Origin of the sequence: Rhodococcus sp. NPDC077669, assembly GCF_040686915.1 — a bacterium.
Lineage (GTDB): Bacteria > Actinomycetota > Actinomycetes > Mycobacteriales > Mycobacteriaceae > Rhodococcoides > Rhodococcoides fascians.
The window spans coordinates 1-18413 of record NZ_JBFBMD010000003.1 but is presented as its reverse complement, the minus strand read 5'-3'; the positions used below and the strand labels follow the sequence as shown (position 1 = coordinate 18413).

Genomic DNA, 18413 nt, shown 5'->3' with positions numbered 1-18413 from the left:
TCAGCTCACCGGAGCGATGATCTGAATCAGGTTGCCGCAGGTGTCGTCGAACACGGCGGTGATCACCGGGCCCATCTCGGTGGGCTCCTGAGTGAAGCTGACACCCAGTCCGACAAGCCGATCGTGTTCGGCTGCAACGTCTTCGACGGCGAACTGGGTGAACGGAATGCCGTCGGTGAACAGTGCCGTCTTGAACGGGCCGGTTGCCGGATGGCCGCTGGGCTCGAGCAGTAGCTCGGTGCCCTCCGGCTCCTGAGGAGATACGACCGTGAGCCAGCGATCTGTTCCGCCCATGGGAATGTCGTGCTTGACCACGAAGCCCAGTACGTCGGTGTAGAACGCCAGTGCCTTGTCTTGATCGTCGACGAACACACTGGTGATGTTGATTCTCATTGCGGCCCCTCGCCTGTGGGCCCGCCGGTCAGTTCGACGGCGACGTCGAGGTGGCCGAGATGGCGGGCGTATTCCTGCAGTACATGAAAGCAGATCCAGATCAGGGTGGGCTGTTCTTCGGTGAATCGTCCACCCAGGGTGGCCACGTCGTCCATGCGATGAGACCGCAGCACCTGCTCGGTCAGTCGAGCGCCGTCGTCGAGGCGCGCGAGCAATGCCGCCGCCGGCACGTCGGTCGGCACATGCCAGGATCCGTCCTTCTTGTCCCCCCACGGATCGTCGACGGCGCGCCCGAGAAACCCCCAGACGAACCAGCGCTGCTCCATGTACACAAGATGGATGAGCATCTCGAGGGGAGTCCACTGCGACGGCACAGCCGACGTGGCCAGCGCGTCGTCACTCAACGCGGCGATCCGCCGGGCGAGCTCACCGCGGTAGAAGCGGAGGTACTCGACGAACAGGTCGGCGGGATCGGACAAGGAGGACTCGGGCTCCGGGAACGTCGTCAGCTGTGCCATGGGTCCTTCGTATCGGGTGGTGGGCTGCGTGTCCATTCTGTGGATGCGAAATCGGGATGAGGGCCGCGATCGTGAATTGTGGACACTCAGCTCACTGCTCGCGCTCCGTCGGCGCGGCAGACTCAGCCGAACAACAGCAGCGCGGCCAGGGTGAGCATCATGATTCCGATACCGAGATCGAGGACGCGCCACGCCGTCGGCCGCGCGAACAGGGGGCTGAGCACGCGCGATCCGTATCCGAGAGCGGTGAACCAGAGCACGCTGCCCAGCACGGCACCGAGGGCGAACCACCACCGAAGCTCGCCCGGCTGCCGGTTACCGATGGACCCGAGAAATACGACGGTATCGAGGTAGACGTGCGGGTTGAGCCACGTCAACGCGAGACACGTTGCGACAGCGGCGATCAGCGAGCCCCCACCGCCGCCGTCGGTGGTCATCGCCGCTGGGGTGCGGGCGCGGTTCAGCGCCATCACTCCGTAGACGAAGAGGAACAGCGCTCCGAGCACGGTGACGACGCGTAACGCCAGCGGAAACCGGTCCACGAGCACGCCGATGCCCGCCACCCCGGCGACGATCAGCACGGCGTCGGACAGCGCGCATACCGCAACCACCGGGAGCACATGCGTGCGTTGCAGGCCCTTGCGCAGGACGAACGCGTTCTGCGCACCGATGGCGACGATGAGGGACAGGCCGACTCCCAATCCGGTCAACGTCGATTGTGCTGCGGCAAGCGAGGTCATGCTGTTCACGCTAGGAGTCGGCCAGCATTAGAGCCAGCGAATGTTTTTCATCATCGGTAAGTGTAGCTTCATATGGTGGAGATAGAGCAGCTCAGAGCGCTGAGAGCAGTAGTCGACGGTGGAACGTTCGAGGCTGCCGCACGTGCATTGCACGTGACCCCCTCTGCAGTGAGTCAGAGAATCAAGTCGCTCGAAGCGTCGTTGGGGCGCACCCTGGTGCAGCGGACGAAACCGGTGGTGGCCACCCAGTCGGGTGCCGCGGTACTGCGCCTGGCTCGTCAGATCGATACGCTGACGGATCAGACGAGGGCCGAGCTCAACGACGACGGCGTCTCGGCCCCCATTTCGATTGCCGTCAATGCCGATTCGATGGCGACGTGGGTGCTGCCTGCGCTCGCTCCACTCGCCGGCACGACGACCTTCGATCTGCATCGCCAGGACCAGGACCGCACGGCCCAGTTGCTGCACGACGGAATCGTCTCTGCCGCAATCACATCGGTGTCCGAGCCGGTTCGTGGATGTACCGTCCGATCCCTCGGCGCCATGCGCTACCGGCCGTCGGCCACCGAAAGGTTCATCGAACGATGGTTCGGCTCCGGTGCGACGACCGAGGCATTGAGCACCGCGCCGGTGGTGGTATTCGACGCCGACGACCGATTGCAGGACAACTACTTACGGCACCGAGGCGTCGATTCGCACACTCCGCCCCGCCACCTCGTCCCGGCGTCCTCGGACTACGCCCGGGCGGTGGCACTCGGCTTCGGCTGGGGAATGATCCCGGACCTCCAGGACTGTGACTCGCTGAGGTGCTTCGACGCCGACGGCATCGAAGACGTTCAGCTGTACTGGCAGCAGTGGTCGCTGTCGTCGCCTGCACTGCAGCGAGCGGCCGACGCCGTGGCAGCCGCGGCAGCGACCGTGCTGCGGTAAGTCACGCCGGACTGTCGTTCGGAACGATGTCGGGCTGCCCATCGCCGACGGGATCGAGAATCGCTGCCGCGCGGGCACCCCATCGCTCGTGCGCCGATTGACGAGACATGCCGACCGCCTGGCCGATGATCGCCCACGTCGCACCCTGAACGCGCAGCACCACAACGGTTTCGATGCCGTCGAGCCCCGCCGCCAGTTGCACACGAAGACTCAACAGATGCCACGCGAGGCTCCGTCGTGCAGGCAGGTCGGTCGACTGCTCTGCCTCCCATTCCGGTGTGCCCGGCAGTGGGCCGGTGCCGATGATCTCGTCGGCATTGCGACCGGCCTCGGTGGCTGCGGCCGTCACGACCGCCCGTGTTGCCGCAGTGATGTCGGCCTCGGCGGCCAGCTCGATCGGATCCATGATCCACCTCCTGTGTCAGGTTTATCCTGACAGAAGGCGGCGGCTGGTGTCAAGGATTGCCTGACGCGGTGGGTCAGAGCCGACTCAACACCCGATCGATGGACTCGATTGCCTGTGTCAGTTCGGTTTCGGTGACTGTCAGTGCCGGCCGGAATCGCACTGCCGCGTCGCCGCAGCCGAGCGCAAGTACGTGCTCCTCGGTGCGCAACAGTTCGATCACTCGGTCGCGGGTCGTGGCGTCGGGCAGGGAGAAGGCGCACATGAGTCCGCGGCCACGAACCTCGGAGACCATCTCATGTCGAGTTGCCAACTCCTGCAACTGCTTCAGCAAGACTGTTCCGAGTTGGCCGGCGCGTTCGATGAGGTTCTCGGCTTCGACGACCTCCAATATTCGACGCGATCGCACCATGTCGGTGAGGCTGCCACCCCACGTCGAGTTGATTCTGGAGCTGACCGCGAATACGTGGTCGTCGATGTCGTCGACGCGACCGCCCGCCATCACTCCGCAGACCTGGACCTTCTTGCCGAAGGCGACCACATCCGGGACGACGTCGAGCTGCTGGAAAGCCCATGCGGTGCCGGTCATTCCGGCTCCGGTCTGCACCTCGTCCATGACGAACAGTGCGTCGAACTCGTGGCAGAGTGCGCGCAGCTTCTGCAGGAAGCGGGGCCGGAAGTGGTGATCCCCGCCCTCGCCCTGGATGGGTTCGATGATGGCGCAGGCGATGTCGTGCGGATTGGCTTCGAAGGCCAGCCGTGCGGCCGTCAACGACGCGTCTTCGAGCTCGTCCATGTTCGCGTCGGATCTGATGAACGGGGACGGAATTCGGGGCCAGTCGAATTTCGGGAAGCGCGCGACCTTGTTCGGGTCGGTGTTGGTGAGGGACATCGTGTACCCGGTGCGCCCGTGGAACGCGTGCTCGAAGTGCATCACCTGCGAGCCCAGGGACGGATCGATTCCCTTGCGCTCGTTCCACCGGGACTTCCAGTCGAATGCCACCTTCAATGCGTTCTCCACTGCCAACGCACCGCCCTCGACGAAGAACAGGTGCGGTAGCCGAGCATCGCCCAACACCCGGGCGAACGCGTCGACGAAACGTGCCATCGGCACGGTGTAGATGTCGGAGTTGCTGGGTTTGTTCATCGCCGCCTGCAGCAGATCGGCCCGAAAATTCGGATCGTCGATCAAGGCGGGGTGGTTCATACCCAGAGCATTGGACGCGAAGAAGGTGAACAGATCCAGGTAGCGAGTGCCGTCTCGGGCATCGACCAGGGTGGACCCGGTGGAGGCGTCGAGGTCGAGGACCAGCTCGAAACCGTCGGCCAGTAGGTGTTCACCGATCACGCCGCGAGCGGTCGAGGCGTCGATGGGCACTCCGGTGCGCTGTAATACTTGCGTCATGATGACGAACATACGCGTTAATATTCCGTAAGCAAGACCATTAGGCAGGAAATAATGCGGTTGTAACCCCCGTCGGTAGGCTTATGTCCGACGGTTCGATTCTCTCCACGGAAGGTGTACGCGCATGTCTGCATCCATCACCCACGACGAGCTGAGTGTGCGTACGCGCGCCATTCTCGACCGGCTGGGTGCGACGATCGCGCTCGACGTGCCGGCCGGTCCCGACGCGATCACCGCGAGATCGCCGATCACCGGCGGAAATCTGGCGTCGCTGGCATCGGCCTCTGCCGCAGACGTCGACGGTGTCATCGCGGACGCAGCTGCGGCGTTCGTCTCGTGGTCGCAGGTGCCGGCACCGGCGCGGGGTCAGGTGATCCGAGAACTCGGGGAACTGCTGCGTACGCACAAGGAGGACCTCGGCGCGCTGGTCTCCATCGAGGCCGGAAAGATCGTCTCCGAGGGGCTCGGGGAAGTGCAGGAGATGATCGACATCTGCGACTTCGCCGTCGGCCTGTCACGTCAGCTGTACGGCAACACCATTGCCACCGAACGCCCCGGGCATCGCATGATGGAGCAATGGCATCCGCTCGGTGTAGTCGGCGTCATCACGGCGTTCAATTTCCCTGTCGCGGTGTGGAGCTGGAACACGGCGTTGGCGTTGGTGGCCGGGGACACCGTCATCTGGAAGCCGTCGGAGAAGACCCCGCTGACTGCCGTCGGCGTGCAGGCTCTGTTCGAGCGTGCTGCTGCCGCTGCAGGCGTGGATCCCAAGATCGCTCAGTTGGTGATCGGGGACCGAGCGTCCGGTGAAGCGCTGGTGGATGATTCGCGTGTTGCTCTGGTGTCGGCAACCGGTTCGACCAGGATGGGCAAGGCTGTTGCGCCGCGGGTTGCGCAGCGATTCGGGCGCGTGCTGCTCGAACTCGGCGGCAACAACGCGGCGATCGTGACGCCGTCGGCAGACCTCGATCTCACGACGCGCGGGCTGGTGTTCTCGGCTGCGGGTACGGCCGGTCAGCGGTGCACCTCGCTCCGACGCGTCATCGCGCATTCCTCGGTTGCGGACGAACTGGTGGCCAAGTTGGTCTCGGCGTACGAGACGCTGTCCATCGGATCTCCCTTGGAGAGCGACACTTTGGTGGGACCGCTCATCGACGCTGGCGCGTTCGCCGGCTATCAGAAGGCGCTCGAGGCCGCCGAGTCCGACGGCGGAACGGTGGTGGTCGGCGGTGAGCGCGTGAATGTCGTCGACGAGTATTCGTACTACGTGCAGCCCGCGATCGTGACGATGCCCGCCCAGACCGACATCGTCAGGCACGAGACGTTCGCGCCCATCCTGTACGTGCTCACCTACGACACCCTCGACGAGGCCATCGCCCTGCACAACGATGTGCCACAGGGGCTTTCGTCGTCGATCTTCACCACCGACCTGCGTGAAGCAGAACGTTTTCTGTCGGCTGCGGGATCGGACTGCGGTATCGCGAACGTCAACATCGGTCCCTCGGGCGCCGAGATCGGCGGTGCTTTCGGTGGTGAGAAGGAAACCGGCGGCGGACGCGAATCAGGTTCGGACGCATGGAAGGCCTACATGCGCCGGGCGACGAACACGGTCAACTATTCCAACGAACTGCCCCTGGCGCAGGGAGTGAAATTCGGCTGACGGCATGATCGGCAGTATGAAAGTACTGTCGATGCTCTTGGCCGGTTTCGTTCTCGGCTATGCCATCAGTGACATCGGCCCCGTCGAGTCGCTGGTGAACAGCACTGCGGAATTCGGGTCGTTCTGGTCGATTGTCAACGGGCTCACAGTCGTTGCCGTCGCTGCCTGTGGGACGGCGGTCTCCGCGGCCCGGGCCAGTGCGCCAACTGCGACCATTGTGGCGATGGCAGCGCTGCTCGTCGTGGTGTTCCAGACCGTCGGAATGGTGCCCGGGATGCTCGGGCACTGGGCCGCTGCAGTGGGCACCGGTGTGCTGCTGGGTGCGGCCGCGGTTTTGTCGGGACACCACCGTGGTGCACAGGCCGCCCTGGGTGTCTCGGTTGTGGGCGCCGGGCTGCTGGGTTATTGGCTCGATGCGCTGTTGCAGGCGAACGACGGTCCCGTCTTCGTCTGGGATGTGGTCGGTGCCGAGGACGATGTGGCGCCCGAGCGCGCGATCGTCATGGTGATCGCTGCAGTGGCCGCGGCAGTCACGTTGTTTCTGGCACGCCATCACGAGGTGGTGCAGCCACCCGAGACCCCGCGGATTCTGCTCGTCGGCCTGTCGCTGCCCGTCGTGGCCAGCGTCCTGAGCTGGATTGCGGCAGATGCCGATACGCGGAGCGTCGAGTGGCTCGTTGCTCTCGTCGGTATGGCGGCTTCCGCGCTGCTGGCGTCGTTCCTACTTCCGGGGCGGGACGGACGGCTGCTGCTGGTGTTGTTCGCAGTGTCGGCGACGGCCCTGGGCACCTCCGGCTTCGCCGCGGGAGATGCCGTTCGGTTGTGCGCGAGCGCAGCACTGTTGGTAGTGGGAGCCGGGATCGGTTACCGGTGGCCGCAGCTGTACATCGGGCTGGGCGGCCTGTTCGTCATCGCTGCTACGAGCCTGACGGAGAACTACGTCGACATTCCGATCGTCTCGCAGTTCGCTCTGCCGCTCGTTGCGGCCTATGTTCTGGTCTCCGCACTGGCGACCTCGCCCGGATCTCTGGTGATCTCACTGCCGGCGCTGTTCGTCATGGCGCTCCCTGTCACCGCCTACGCTGCGAGCTATCAAACAGCCTCGGTGTACGACAGCGCCGTTGCCACACGCACAAGCGAGCCCGACCACCTGGTGCTGTCGGTGGCCGGGCTCGTGGTTCTTGCTGTGGTGACGGGTGCCGCTGTTCTGCTGGCGCGTCGCTCACCCGTCGTGCGTGGAAACTCGTAGTGGGCTACGAGTTTCCACACACCTACGGGGTCGGTGCGACAGTCGTCGTCGGAGCTGCGGCCTCGGGGGTGACCGGCGTTTCCGTGGCGGGCGCGGTGACGCATACCGGCGGTGCGCCCTCGACGGGTGTCTCGCCCTCGACCGGAGTCGTGCAGGCCGGTTCTGCAGGCTCGGCAGCGGGAGCCGGTGCCGGTGCGGGTGCCGGCACCTCGGCCGCGGGGGCGGGAGCAGGCGCAACGGGGGCGGCCGGGGCAGCGGGGCTGGTGGTGACCGGTGCTGTCGTCGTTGCCGTCGGAGTTGCCGTTGCCGAGGTGGTGGTCTCGGGTGTGGCGGCGATGGCCTGGATTGCTGCGCGGCCTGCCTTCTCCTGTACTTCCTTGGTCTTCACCGGCTCGCCCCGGTTGGCCTGCTCGGCCAGCTGGGTCAGCCAGGCTGCGGCGTACTGCACCGAGGTCAGTGGCTTGCCGTTGGCGGCGTCGGCGTCGCGCCAGTAGTCGAAGTGGTGTCCCGAGCCGGGCCCGAGGGTCAGGCCGTAGGGATCGTTCATGATGACCGGGATCGTGTTCTGGTTGGACGAGATGAACCCGGTGATCTCCTTGAAGATCTTCTGCGGCAGGTACACCATGTCGACCATCTGGCCGGTCTCGATCGGCTCTTCACCATCGACCTTGGCCGAGACGGGGGTCGTTGCGGTGCCGGGCTTGTAGTTGGGCTCGGACACCTTGATCAGTACGTCGAGGAAGGTCTCGTCGCTCTGCATCCAATTGGGCTGCGACGCAATGTCGTTGAAGGCGTTGACTGCGATGCGTCCCAGTGCCAGAGCCAGGTCGGCTCCGGTGGCCGGGGTGAGGTTCTCGTTCTGCAGCGCATCGGCGTTGACCTGTCGACCGACGTTGGCGGCCAGGTGAATCAGCGACGTGTTGGCGGGCAGTGCGCAGGTCAGGTCACCGTCGGAGCAGAAGGACGCGACGCGTCCGTCGAGTGCGCCGAAGCCGCCCGACGTTCCCGGCAATGCACCCTGTCCGGGGATGGCGTTGTTGCCGTTCTGGTACTTGGTGTCGAAACCGTCCGGGTTACTGAACGGGTTCTCGGCACCGGGGAACGGTCCCTCTCCTGCGACGCGTCCCGCGTCGGCGAAGATGACGACGCCGACGACCTGCGAGGGGTCGATGATGCCGTACTTGCCGTCCTCGGGAACGGCCTGATTGCCGATTTCCATGGCGGTGCGGCGAGCAACGTCTGCGCCTTCGCTGTAGCCGACGATGGCGAAGCGAGTCTTGGGGCAGGACGCGGAGATTTCCTTCATGATGGTCTGCGAGTTGGTGACGCCCGTCTGCACGGCGTTCTCGTAGCTCGCCAGGTCGGCCGGGTACTCGACGTAGACCGCGGCGTAGGAGTCGGGAACCACGTTGCCGTTGTTCGGAGCTCGCACGGCCTGGTCGATCCAGTCGCTCGAGTAGTCACCGGACATCGCTGCGGGGAGGCGGGTGCCGTCGGGCTTGGTCAGCCACTTGACGCCCTCGCGTGGGGTGTCGCCGCGTCCGCCGATGGCGATGCTCACCATGTCGTAGCAGGTCGATGTCGAGACCAGCTCGACGGAGGCCTCGACACTCGTTTCCGACGCAGACCAGGGTGCTGCTACCAGCACTCCGGCACCGAGTGCGCCGATCGCAAACGCGCTGAGCGCGATGCGCACACGCTTCGACTTGCCACCATTCATGTTTTCGATCCCCATCATCCACGCCCGAACCGATCCCGACTGCAATTGCCAGTGGGTTACCCGGCATTTCGTCGCTCGGATGGTTCGCGTTACAAAACGCTTCGTTTACCGTCGTGGACATGACTTTTCACGCCCGAATGACACCGATGGAATTAGCTCTGACCGATGGATCGACCTGCGTCGTGCGTGAGGCGGTGGCGTCGGACCTCGAGTCGATCGTGGCGCTGCTGGCGGACGACCAGTTGGGCGCGACGCGCGAATCCGTCGAGAACATGGACGGATATCGCACCGCTTTCGAGGACATTTCCTCCGATCCACGGAACGTGCTGGTCGTCGTCGTGCACGGTGACGAGGTGGTGGGAACTCTGCAGTCGACGGTCATTCCGGGACTGGCGCGAGGTGGTGCGTTGCGCGCTCAGATCGAAGCCGTACGGGTGGCCGCTACCTGGCGCAGCCGCGGGCTCGGTGGCGCGTTGATCGAGTGGGCGATCGAGGAGGCCTCGCGGCGAGGGTGCGCTCTGGTGCAGCTGACGTCCGACTCGCGTCGAGTGGATGCCCACCGGTTCTACACCCGTCTGGGCTTCACTGCCTCACACGTCGGCTTCAAGAAGGCGATCGGCACTACCCACTAGATACCCTGGGGGGGTAGGGTAGGGATGTGAACTCCACACGACATGAACTCGGCACCCCGACCAAGCTCGTCGGATTCGTCGTCGGCATAGCCCTCGTCTTCTTTCTCGCCCTGTTCGTCGGCCACGCGATCGGACCCGACGGGTCGCCCAGCGAACCGACGCATTCCGACCACGAGTCGCACGTCGGAACATCTGCGCTTCATCCGGACTTCCAGCATCAGGGTGTCGTCCGCACGGCCACATTCGTCATCGAGGCAGAAGGGAATCGGGGATGAGTACGGAAACCGAACTGATTCTGGGCGGCATGACCTGTGCGTCGTGCGCCAACCGCATCGAGCGCAAGCTCAACAAGCTCGACGGGGTATCGGCGACGGTCAACTACGCCACCGAGAAGGCGCGCGTCACCAGTGACGGTGTTGCTACCGAAGACCTGATCGCCGCCGTCGAAGCTGCCGGGTACACCGCCACGCTGCCCGCCGCCGAGCCACAGGACGATCTCCCTACCGATCCGCTGAAACAGCGGTTGGTCGTCTCGGCAGTGCTCAGCATTCCGGTCATCGCGATGGCCATGATTCCAGCTCTCCAGTTCACCAACTGGCAGTGGCTGTCGTTGACTCTCGCCGCGCCGGTCGTCGTCTGGGGAGCGCTGCCGTTCCACCGGGCCGCGTGGACCAACCTGAAGCACGGTACGTCGACGATGGACACCCTCGTGAGCATGGGAACCCTTGCTGCACTGGGCTGGTCGCTGTATGCGCTGTTCTTCGGTACAGCCGGCGAGCCCGGCATGACGCATCCGTTCGAGTTCACTATCGCGCGGATGGACGGGGCGAGCAATATCTATCTCGAGGCGGCTGCGGGTGTCACCACCTTCATCCTGGCCGGCCGGTGGTTCGAGAGCAGGTCCAAGAGGCAGGCCGGTGCGGCGTTGCGCGCACTGATGGACCTCGGTGCCAAGACCGTCGCCGTGGTGAAAGGCGATGAGGAGCAACAGATTCCGATCGATCAGCTCGCCGTCGGCGATCTGTTCGTCGTTCGTCCGGGTGAGAAGATCGCCACGGACGGAACCGTCGAGAGTGGATCCTCGGCCGTCGATCGGTCGATGCTGACGGGCGAGTCGGTGCCGGTGGAGGTCGGGGCCGGCGACGCGGTGACCGGAGCCACGGTGAACGTCGGTGGTCGAATCACCGTGCGCGCCAGCAGAGTCGGTGCAGACACCCAGCTCGCGCAGATGGCGAAGGTGGTGGAAGATGCGCAGACCGGCAAGGCTCAGGCCCAGCGTCTGGCCGATCGTATCTCGGGAATCTTCGTGCCGATCGTCATCGCCATCTCGGTGGCAACGCTCGGATTCTGGCTCGGCACCGGCAATTCGGTGGCCGCTGCCTTCACGGCGGCGGTAGCCGTCCTGATCATCGCGTGCCCCTGCGCACTCGGGCTGGCCACCCCCACAGCACTGATGGTCGGCACCGGTCGGGCGGCGCAGCTGGGGATTCTGATCAAGGGCCCAGAAATGCTCGAATCGACCCGCCGCATCGATACCGTCGTGCTGGACAAGACCGGCACCGTGACCACCGGTGAGATGACACTGCACTCGGTGCACGTGGCCGACGGTGAGGACGAGGACGTGGTCCGTGCCGTGGCGGCAGCGTTGGAATCGGGTTCGGAGCACCCCATCGCGCGGGCCATCGCAGGCGGGGCACTGTCCCAGTCGGTCGAGGAGTTCACCAGCCTCGAGGGTCTCGGTGTCCAGGGCGTCGTCGAGGGTCGCGCCGCGGTCATCGGCCGTCGCAGCCTGCTGGCCGACTGGTCGATGCCCCTGCCACCGGAACTGGCCGACGCCTTCGACGACGCCGAACGCCAGGGACGCACCGCCGTCGCAATCGGGTGGGACGGGAAGGCTCGCGGGGTTCTGGTGGTCTCCGACTCGGTCAAGCCGACGTCGAAGCAGGCCGTCGCAGAACTGCGCGAGCTGGGCCTGACGCCGGTCATGCTCACCGGCGACAACGAGGCCGCCGCCCGAACGATCGCCGCGGAGGTAGGCATCGAGCAGGTCGTTGCCGGTGTGCTGCCGTCGGGCAAGGTCGATGCCGTTCGTGAACTGCAGGCCGCAGGCAAGGTCGTGGCGATGGTCGGCGACGGCATCAACGACGCGGCAGCGCTGGCCACCGCCGACCTGGGGCTCGCGATGGGGACCGGTACAGATGTAGCGATCGAGGCGAGTGATCTGACGCTCGTCCGCGGCGACCTACGGGCCGTCGGCGATGCGATCCGGCTCTCGCGTCGCACACTGAGCACCATCAAGGGCAACCTGTTCTGGGCGTTCGCCTACAACGTCGCGGCGATACCCCTCGCGGCCGCGGGCCTGCTCAACCCGATGCTCGCCGGGGCGGCGATGGCGCTGTCCTCGGTGTTCGTGGTGAGCAACAGCCTGCGGTTGCGCCGCTTCCGCGCCACGATGTGACTCGTTGGTAGCAGCGAGCGGCCCGCTAGTACAGGATGGAGACATGTCCGATGCACACGATGTCCCCATCCGCGACGAATCGATCCGGCTGGGCCAATTCCTCAAGCTCGCCAACCTGATCGAATCCGGTGCCGAAGCCAAGGGCATCATCGCCGACGGCCTGGTCAGCGTCAACGGGGACGTGGACATCCGCCGCGGACGGCAGTTGCAGCACGGAGATGTCGTGTCGGTCCAGGGTGGGCCAGCTGCCCGCGTGAGCAAGGAAGAGGCACTGTGAAGGTCGGTAAGCGCGGTCTGCCGCGAAACGAAGTTCCCGGCGCATTCGACGTCGGTGCCAAGGCGTACGACCGACTCGTCGGAGCGAACCCCGGCTACCACGAGCACCTCGTCAAGTCCGCGCAGCGCCTCCGCATCCCCGACCTCGGGAGCGGACTGCGCCTGCTCGATATCGGTTGCGGTACGGGTGCGTCCACCGCAGCGCTGCTCGAAGCGGCACCGCACGCCGAGATCGTCGCCGCCGACGCGTCCGCCGAGATGCTCGAGGTCGCCCGGAGCAAGGACTGGCCGTCGAACGTCACGTTCGTGCATTCGCGGGTGGAGGATCTGGCCGTGAACGGGGTCGACGGACCGTTCGACGCCATCCTGGCCGCATATCTGATCAGGAACGTCGACGACCCCGACACCGAACTCAAATCGCTACTGGCGCTGCTGCGTCCGGGTTCGACGATCGCGTTCCACGAATACTCGGTGCACGATTCACTGCGTGCTCGCATCTCCTGGAACGTCGTGAGCTGGGGCATCATCATCCCGCTCGGCTGGCTCGCGACGCGAGACGCCACATTGTATCGGCATCTGTGGCGCAGCGTCGTGACGTTCGACGGCGCATCGGCGTTCATGCGACGGATGCAGCGTGCGGGCTACAGCGGTGTCGCCCGAGAGACGATGACCGGATGGCAGAACGGTGTGGTGCACACGTTCCTGGGCTCTCGACCCGCGAAGGAAGAGCGTTGACCGACTCCAAGAAGGTCACCCATGCTGCGGTGCAAGGATATTCGGACGCAGGCCAGCTGGCCGACGTCCCGCATGTGGTGGTGGTGGGCGGCGGTATCGCGGGGCTGAGCGCCGCGACCGCGCTGGCCGAACGCGGCGTCAAGGTTCATCTGGTCGAACGCGAAAGCTACCTCGGTGGCCGCGTCGGTGGCTGGGACACGACGCTGGAGGACGGCTCGCCCGCGACGATGAGCCGCGGCTTCCACGCGTTCTTCCGGCAGTACTACAACCTGCGAAACCTGCTGCGCCGCACCGACCCCGACCTGGCGCGTCTACGCCCGGTCGACGACTACCCGCTGATCGACGGCGACGGACGTATCGACGGATTCAAGGGTCTGCCCGAGACGCCACCGCTCAATGCATTCGCGTTCGTCAAGCGCAGTCCGACGTTCCGGTGGAAGGACCTCACCGATCTCAACGGAATCGCCGCCCTGCCACTGATGACGGTGAGCGTGCCGAAGACCTTCGACGAACTCGACACCACTCCCGCGGCGGAGTTCCTGCGCAACATCAACTTCCCCGAAGCGGCACGCCATCTGGCGTTCGGGGTGTTCTCACGCAGCTTCTTCGCCGACCCGGAGGAGATGTCGGCTGCCGAACTGGCGATGATGTTCCACATCTACTTCCTCGGCTCCTCCGAGGGTCTGATCTTCGACGTCCCCCGCGATCCCTACCCACAGGCACTGTGGAACCCGTTGGGGGAGTACCTCAGCGGTCTCGGTGTCGAGATCAGAACGTCCACTCCGTGTGGCGAGATCACCCGCGGTGGCCTGCGCAAGTTCCGCGTCGACGCCGGCGGAATCATCGACGCCGACGCGGTGGTCCTCGCTACCGACATCGCCGGATTGCAGCGGGTGCTCGAGGAATCCCCCGAGCTCGGGACGCCGGCGTGGCGCAAGCAGATCGGCGCGCTGCAGAACACCCCGCCTTTCATGGTCCACCGCGTGTGGCTGAGCAAGGCGGTGAATGCCGATCGTCCCGCGTTCATCGGCACCGGCGGTATGCCTCCGATCGACAACATCAGTGTGCTCGAGCGGTTCGAGGACGAGGCCGCGGAGTGGGCAGCGAGGACCGGAGGTTCCGTGGTCGAACTGCATGCCTACGCCGCCGAGGAATCCGAGGAGGTCACCCGCGCGCAGCTGATGGCTCGCATGCACGAGATCTACCCGGAAACCGCTGCGGCAGAAGTAATCGCGGAACGATCCGAATGGCGAGACGACTGTCCGATGTTCGGCCTCGGAGCATTCGCCGAGCGACCCACCGTGCGCACCCCCGAGCCCTCGCTGGTACTCGCGGGTGACGGCATTCGAATCGATCTGCCCGTTGCTCTCATGGAACGTGCCGCCACCACCGGACTGCAGGCAGCGAACACCCTGTTGGCGGGCTGGGGCGTCACCGGCCACGACATCGAAACCGTACCCACGAGTGGACGATTCAAGATGTTCGACGCTTTGGAGCGGCTTCGCCGCAGGTGAGTGGTACTTCGTAGCAGGGGTCGAACTTCCACTCACGACAGGAGGTTGCATGCGTCTCGAGGTCGACGATCTGTCGCGGCCGGAGGTCGGTGCGTTGCTCGTCGAGCACCTTGCGGACATGCACGCGACGTCCCCGGCAGAGAGTGTTCACGCACTGGATCTGTCGGGTCTGCGCGGGCCGGACATGGGGGTGTGGACGGCGTGGGAGGCCGGGGCACTGCTCGGCATTGCCGCGCTGAAGACACTCACTCCTGAACACGGAGAACTGAAATCGATGCGCACCTCGCGTTTCGCGCGAGGCCGCGGGGTGGCGTCCGAACTGCTCGAGCACGTTCTGACGGAGGCGCGGCGGTTGGGGTTCGAGCGCGTCAGCCTGGAGACGGGTACCCAGGACTACTTCGCCGCAGCTCGACGCCTCTACGAGCGACATGGATTCGTCGCAGTGCCCCCGTTCGGCGACTACGTCGTGGACCCGTCGAGCACGTTCTACTCGTTGGTCCTGTGATGTCTGGCCTTGTGACCAGTTACTCGGTGCGGCAATGACGCAGGCCGGCACCGAATGTCGGTGCCGGCCTTGCGGTCGTTGGGATCACGCAGCGACGGGCTGTCGCGGTACGTGCGGGTAGAGGTCGTCGTCGACCGGCTCTGCTCGCTGCTGATCCAGTAGATCGGCCGCGGCGCATTCACGGATCTCGGTCCCGACCCCGAGAACCGTGCGCCACCATTGGTCACGATCGGGAGATTCCGGCCAGACCACGGTATCCGTTTCCATATGCATCACCCTCCCTGAGTAGTTCGACAGTGCTCGATGTGCTTGTGCGCGTGACGGATCAGGTCGATTGGTGTTCGATGGATCTCTGCTCGCCGGTCAGCTCGGCACGAGCGATGTCGACCTTGCGCGGCTTCGCTCGCTCGGCAAGCGGAATGGTGATCGACAGGACGCCGTTGTCGTACGACGCCGAGATGCCCTCGGTGTCGACGCCGTCACCCAGAGAGATCTGTCGACGGAACGTCCCGGCGAACCGTTCCGATGAAATCCACTGCACGCCGGAGCTTTCCGGCACTGTTCGTCGCGCGGTGAGCGTCAATGTGCCGCGATCGACGTCGACGTCGATGGATCCCGGGTCGACGCCGGGAAGGTCGGCACTGAGTACGTAGTGATCGTCGACCTTGTACAGATCCATGGGCATGAATCGCGGTGCGCGGTCCGAACCGGTAGACGCACCCAACAATGCCGAGGTGAGCGAATCGACGTCACGGAACGGATCGAAACGAAGCACAGCAACCACCTCCTGTACCCAGATGCGCTCGCCCCTGTGGCGAGGCGCTCCTCAACTGTGCAACACAGAAATTAGCACTCGATTGCGGCGAGTGCCAAGACCTTTTCGGCACATTTTCGGAAATTTTTGGACTCAATAGTGCTGCGGCGCAATGGGGGTGGCGTGCAGTAGTCGGTGTGACGGTCGAACCGCCGCCTCGCTCGAATGCTGCAACCTACACTCGATCCGATGGTGACCATCGTGCCGTACGTCCCCCGGTATCGGGCCGAGTTGCTCGCACTGTCGCTTCGCGCGTGGGAACCGGTGTTTCCTCTCGTGCAGGAGGCGGTCCCGTCGTTCGTGTACGACTGCTTCTATCCCCAGGGGTGGCAGGCACGTCAGTACGACGATCTCGCATCCGTCATCGACGACGAACCCGAGAGCGTGGACGTGGCCGTGGACGGTGACACGCCGGTCGGCTGGGTCTGTACCCGCCTGCACCCGAACGACGACATGGGTGAGGTGTACGTCCTGGTGGTCGACCCAGCTCAGCAGCGAGCCGGCGTCGGAAGGGCGCTCCTCGATCGGTCTTTCGCGCGAGTGAGATCCGCCGGAATGCGCATGGTAATGGTCGAGACCGGTGACGATCCCGGTCATGCGCCGGCGCGGTCGGTCTACGAGAAGAGTGGTTTCGAGCGGTGGCCTGTCGCCCGGTATTTCAAGGACCTCGCCGACGACTGATGGTTGTGGCGAGTCCGACCCGAGCCGACGCGTGGGATCTGCAGCCCGGAGGCGCATTCCGAACGCTGATGAGTGAACCCGGAGGCGACTTCGAACCGCACATCGACGGGTGCTTCCTCGCCGTCGACCATCAGGAACGCATCGTGTTCACCAACTCCCTCGTCGAAGGTTGGCGACCTGCCCCGCAACTGTTCATGACCGCGGTGATCACGTTCGCCGATCATCCCGACGGGACGGAGTACCGGGCGCACGTGATGCACCGCAACGTAGAAGACCGAAAGATGCACGAGGAGTTGGGCTTCGATGACGGTTGGGGAACCGTCATCGGCCAACTCGCCGCGTTCGTCGAAGGCTAGATCACGCGCGACCCGTCGAGCGCAGTTCGTAACGGCGTTCGGCGTAGTCGAGGTCGTCCTTCCACAGACGTGCTGCGGTGAAGTTCATCGCCGGACGCAGCAATCCCGAAACCTTGCGCGCCATCTGGAAGCCGGGTCGATCCGAGCTCGCGATCGTCGCCTCGATGACCGCCGTCCGCGGGGTGCCGTCGGGCGCAGGAGCCAGGGGAGTCGCGTGAGTCTCGACGACGCTTCCCGCCCCCTCACCGTCGAGGATGCGCATGACAATGGTGCGTGGGCCGGGGCAGACGAACTCGGCTCGAACCGGAACGCCGATGCCGCGACTGACGCGGAACGTGACATCGACCAGGAAGCGATCGTCCTCCTCGGGCACATCGATGTCGGTGGGCGCGCTCACCACCTTCAACCTCGCGAACGAGTACGGATGGAACCATGCGCCGTGCCACGGATCGAGGCGATTGGCGATGATGTCGTCCGGTTCGCACTTCCCGATCAACGTGACGACACCAGGAATGGACGTCGACGCAGGGGGCCTGATCGGAACCACCGGCACCGGCGTCGGCTCCTCGCCGCCAAGCTCGTCGAGCCGGACCCACACCAGTACACCGTCGTCGAACGCAGGAACCGGCCGCCAGCCCGCCTTACCCTTCGGACCCAACGCCAGCCCATGCCACCGGCACACCAACGCGTCGCACTCGATCTTCGCGGTATCGAGTGCCGCCCCGAGATGCGGACACGCACCCGGACCGATATGCACCTTGCCCGCCGAATCCCGCCACGCAACCAACTCGGTGGTGCCGACATAGCGACCGAACGGCTTGTCGGCCTTCACGTCGCGACTGGCAGCGAAAACGAACCAATTACCCGACGTCCGAGTCTTCGCACGCTTCAACGCCGACTCGATGACCTGGGGATTCGCACCCTTCCACGTCGGCTCCTGCTTGGCCCACGACTCCGACGGAAGCGGCTGAAGTGGCATCGTCTTCGGCCAGCGTCGTCGTACTGCATCCAGCGCGGTCATTGCTGCTCCCCACATCGAGACATTGTGTTCATTCTCCATTGTCCCCGCCCGGGGGTACTCAATGTGACGTCGAGTGGACTTTTCGGGGGTCAATGTCACATCTAGTGGACTCGGGGTGCCGGTGAACGGGGAGCGGTGCACGAGATCAGGTGGGTCCAGTGGGGGTCGGCGGTTCACGCTGTGCCGGTCAACTGATGTCAGCGCCCACAATTCGGCTCGAAAGGCGGGATCCGGGCTGTTGCGATTTGAGCTGGTTCGGTGTGCTGCGTGTTGAGTGGTGGCTGGTGTGGTCGGCTGAGAGAATGTGTTGGTGGCCAAAGGGTATCGCCCGGTGGATCGGGATCAGCAGTTCTTGTTGCCGGTGGACATGCGTGAGTGGTTACCGGTGTCGGATCCGGTGTTC

At 65.0% G+C, this 18413-nt stretch carries 21 protein-coding genes; 12 read left to right on the top strand and 9 right to left on the bottom strand.

Annotated features, from left to right (window positions below):
* From AB0P23_RS04500 to AB0P23_RS04490, 3 genes are all read right to left on the bottom strand, one after another.
* The gene (locus AB0P23_RS04500; RefSeq protein ID WP_032400920.1) at nucleotides 1-393 is read right to left on the bottom strand and encodes a VOC family protein; all 393 of its coding nucleotides are present in this window, start codon (nucleotides 391-393) and stop codon (nucleotides 1-3) included.
* Complete coding sequence (locus AB0P23_RS04495; protein WP_032367951.1) at nucleotides 390-911, bottom strand: DUF664 domain-containing protein; 522 nt, start codon at nucleotides 909-911, stop codon at nucleotides 390-392. Before AB0P23_RS04495 ends, AB0P23_RS04500 begins: the two co-directional genes overlap by 4 nt.
* A gap of 122 nt (nucleotides 912-1033) precedes the next feature.
* Entirely contained in the window at nucleotides 1034-1651 is a 618-nt protein-coding gene (locus AB0P23_RS04490; protein ID WP_032400921.1) for a LysE/ArgO family amino acid transporter, read from the bottom strand.
* 72 nt (nucleotides 1652-1723) lie between these two features.
* Here AB0P23_RS04490 and AB0P23_RS04485 point away from each other — a divergent pair, with 72 nt between their 5' ends.
* Nucleotides 1724-2581, top strand: a complete 858-nt coding sequence (locus AB0P23_RS04485; protein WP_032400922.1) for a LysR family transcriptional regulator ArgP — start codon at nucleotides 1724-1726, stop codon at nucleotides 2579-2581.
* Between the two features lies 1 nt (nucleotide 2582).
* Here AB0P23_RS04485 and AB0P23_RS04480 read toward each other — a convergent pair whose 3' ends face one another.
* Nucleotides 2583-2987 (bottom strand): hypothetical protein, encoded by a 405-nt coding sequence (locus tag AB0P23_RS04480; RefSeq protein ID WP_032373369.1) that lies wholly within the window; start codon nucleotides 2985-2987, stop codon nucleotides 2583-2585.
* Nucleotides 2988-3060: 73 nt separating this feature from the next.
* Nucleotides 3061-4389 (bottom strand): L-lysine 6-transaminase, encoded by a 1329-nt coding sequence (gene lat / locus AB0P23_RS04475; RefSeq protein WP_032373564.1) that lies wholly within the window; start codon nucleotides 4387-4389, stop codon nucleotides 3061-3063.
* 124 nt (nucleotides 4390-4513) lie between these two features.
* On the opposite strand from lat, the gene AB0P23_RS04470 reads away from it, so the two are divergent.
* Nucleotides 4514-6049 carry an aldehyde dehydrogenase family protein gene (locus AB0P23_RS04470; protein ID WP_032373368.1) on the top strand — a complete coding sequence of 512 codons (1536 nt, stop codon included), beginning with the start codon at nucleotides 4514-4516 and terminating at the stop codon, nucleotides 6047-6049.
* Nucleotides 6050-6065: 16 nt separating this feature from the next.
* Nucleotides 6066-7298 (top strand): hypothetical protein, encoded by a 1233-nt coding sequence (locus tag AB0P23_RS04465; protein WP_155289501.1) that lies wholly within the window; start codon nucleotides 6066-6068, stop codon nucleotides 7296-7298.
* Between the two features lie 22 nt (nucleotides 7299-7320).
* Here AB0P23_RS04465 and AB0P23_RS04460 read toward each other — a convergent pair whose 3' ends face one another.
* Nucleotides 7321-9018 carry a cutinase family protein gene (locus AB0P23_RS04460; protein ID WP_363796897.1) on the bottom strand — a complete coding sequence of 566 codons (1698 nt, stop codon included), beginning with the start codon at nucleotides 9016-9018 and terminating at the stop codon, nucleotides 7321-7323.
* A gap of 119 nt (nucleotides 9019-9137) precedes the next feature.
* On the opposite strand from AB0P23_RS04460, the gene AB0P23_RS04455 reads away from it, so the two are divergent.
* The 7 genes from AB0P23_RS04455 to AB0P23_RS04425 are packed head-to-tail and all read left to right on the top strand — an operon-like array spanning nucleotide 9138 to nucleotide 15138.
* The gene (locus AB0P23_RS04455) at nucleotides 9138-9650 is read left to right on the top strand and encodes a GNAT family N-acetyltransferase (protein ID WP_363796895.1); all 513 of its coding nucleotides are present in this window, start codon (nucleotides 9138-9140) and stop codon (nucleotides 9648-9650) included.
* 26 nt (nucleotides 9651-9676) lie between these two features.
* Nucleotides 9677-9925 (top strand): hypothetical protein, encoded by a 249-nt coding sequence (locus AB0P23_RS04450; protein WP_363796893.1) that lies wholly within the window; start codon nucleotides 9677-9679, stop codon nucleotides 9923-9925.
* Nucleotides 9922-12108 (top strand): heavy metal translocating P-type ATPase, encoded by a 2187-nt coding sequence (locus tag AB0P23_RS04445; protein WP_363796891.1) that lies wholly within the window; start codon nucleotides 9922-9924, stop codon nucleotides 12106-12108. Before AB0P23_RS04450 ends, AB0P23_RS04445 begins: the two co-directional genes overlap by 4 nt.
* Nucleotides 12109-12151: 43 nt before the next feature.
* Nucleotides 12152-12385 carry an RNA-binding S4 domain-containing protein gene (locus AB0P23_RS04440; RefSeq protein WP_027494925.1) on the top strand — a complete coding sequence of 78 codons (234 nt, stop codon included), beginning with the start codon at nucleotides 12152-12154 and terminating at the stop codon, nucleotides 12383-12385.
* The gene (locus AB0P23_RS04435) at nucleotides 12382-13119 is read left to right on the top strand and encodes a class I SAM-dependent methyltransferase (protein WP_032367575.1); all 738 of its coding nucleotides are present in this window, start codon (nucleotides 12382-12384) and stop codon (nucleotides 13117-13119) included. The genes AB0P23_RS04440 and AB0P23_RS04435 overlap by 4 nt, the downstream gene beginning before the upstream one ends.
* Nucleotides 13116-14633, top strand: a complete 1518-nt coding sequence (locus tag AB0P23_RS04430; protein WP_032400926.1) for an NAD(P)/FAD-dependent oxidoreductase — start codon at nucleotides 13116-13118, stop codon at nucleotides 14631-14633. The genes AB0P23_RS04435 and AB0P23_RS04430 overlap by 4 nt, the downstream gene beginning before the upstream one ends.
* Before the next feature lie 49 nt (nucleotides 14634-14682).
* On the top strand, nucleotides 14683-15138 hold the full coding sequence (locus AB0P23_RS04425; RefSeq protein ID WP_032400927.1) for a GNAT family N-acetyltransferase: 456 nt from the start codon (nucleotides 14683-14685) through the stop codon (nucleotides 15136-15138).
* An 84-nt stretch (nucleotides 15139-15222) separates the two neighbouring features.
* Here the strand turns inward: AB0P23_RS04425 and AB0P23_RS04420 are convergent, their stop codons facing one another.
* Together AB0P23_RS04420 and AB0P23_RS04415 are read right to left on the bottom strand one after the other, a co-directional pair.
* Entirely contained in the window at nucleotides 15223-15405 is a 183-nt protein-coding gene (locus AB0P23_RS04420) for a hypothetical protein (protein ID WP_032374615.1), read from the bottom strand.
* 58 nt (nucleotides 15406-15463) lie between these two features.
* Entirely contained in the window at nucleotides 15464-15913 is a 450-nt protein-coding gene (locus AB0P23_RS04415; protein ID WP_032374627.1) for an Hsp20/alpha crystallin family protein, read from the bottom strand.
* A 228-nt stretch (nucleotides 15914-16141) separates the two neighbouring features.
* Between AB0P23_RS04415 and AB0P23_RS04410 the strand changes: the two genes are divergently transcribed.
* Entirely contained in the window at nucleotides 16142-16633 is a 492-nt protein-coding gene (locus tag AB0P23_RS04410; RefSeq protein WP_052061618.1) for a GNAT family N-acetyltransferase, read from the top strand.
* Complete coding sequence (locus AB0P23_RS04405) at nucleotides 16633-16989, top strand: SRPBCC domain-containing protein (RefSeq protein WP_052061612.1); 357 nt, start codon at nucleotides 16633-16635, stop codon at nucleotides 16987-16989. Before AB0P23_RS04410 ends, AB0P23_RS04405 begins: the two co-directional genes overlap by 1 nt.
* A 1-nt stretch (nucleotide 16990) precedes the next feature.
* Here the strand turns inward: AB0P23_RS04405 and AB0P23_RS04400 are convergent, their stop codons facing one another.
* On the bottom strand, nucleotides 16991-18010 hold the full coding sequence (locus AB0P23_RS04400; RefSeq protein WP_027494916.1) for a DUF5914 domain-containing protein: 1020 nt from the start codon (nucleotides 18008-18010) through the stop codon (nucleotides 16991-16993).
* Between the last annotated feature and the right edge of the window lie 403 nt (nucleotides 18011-18413).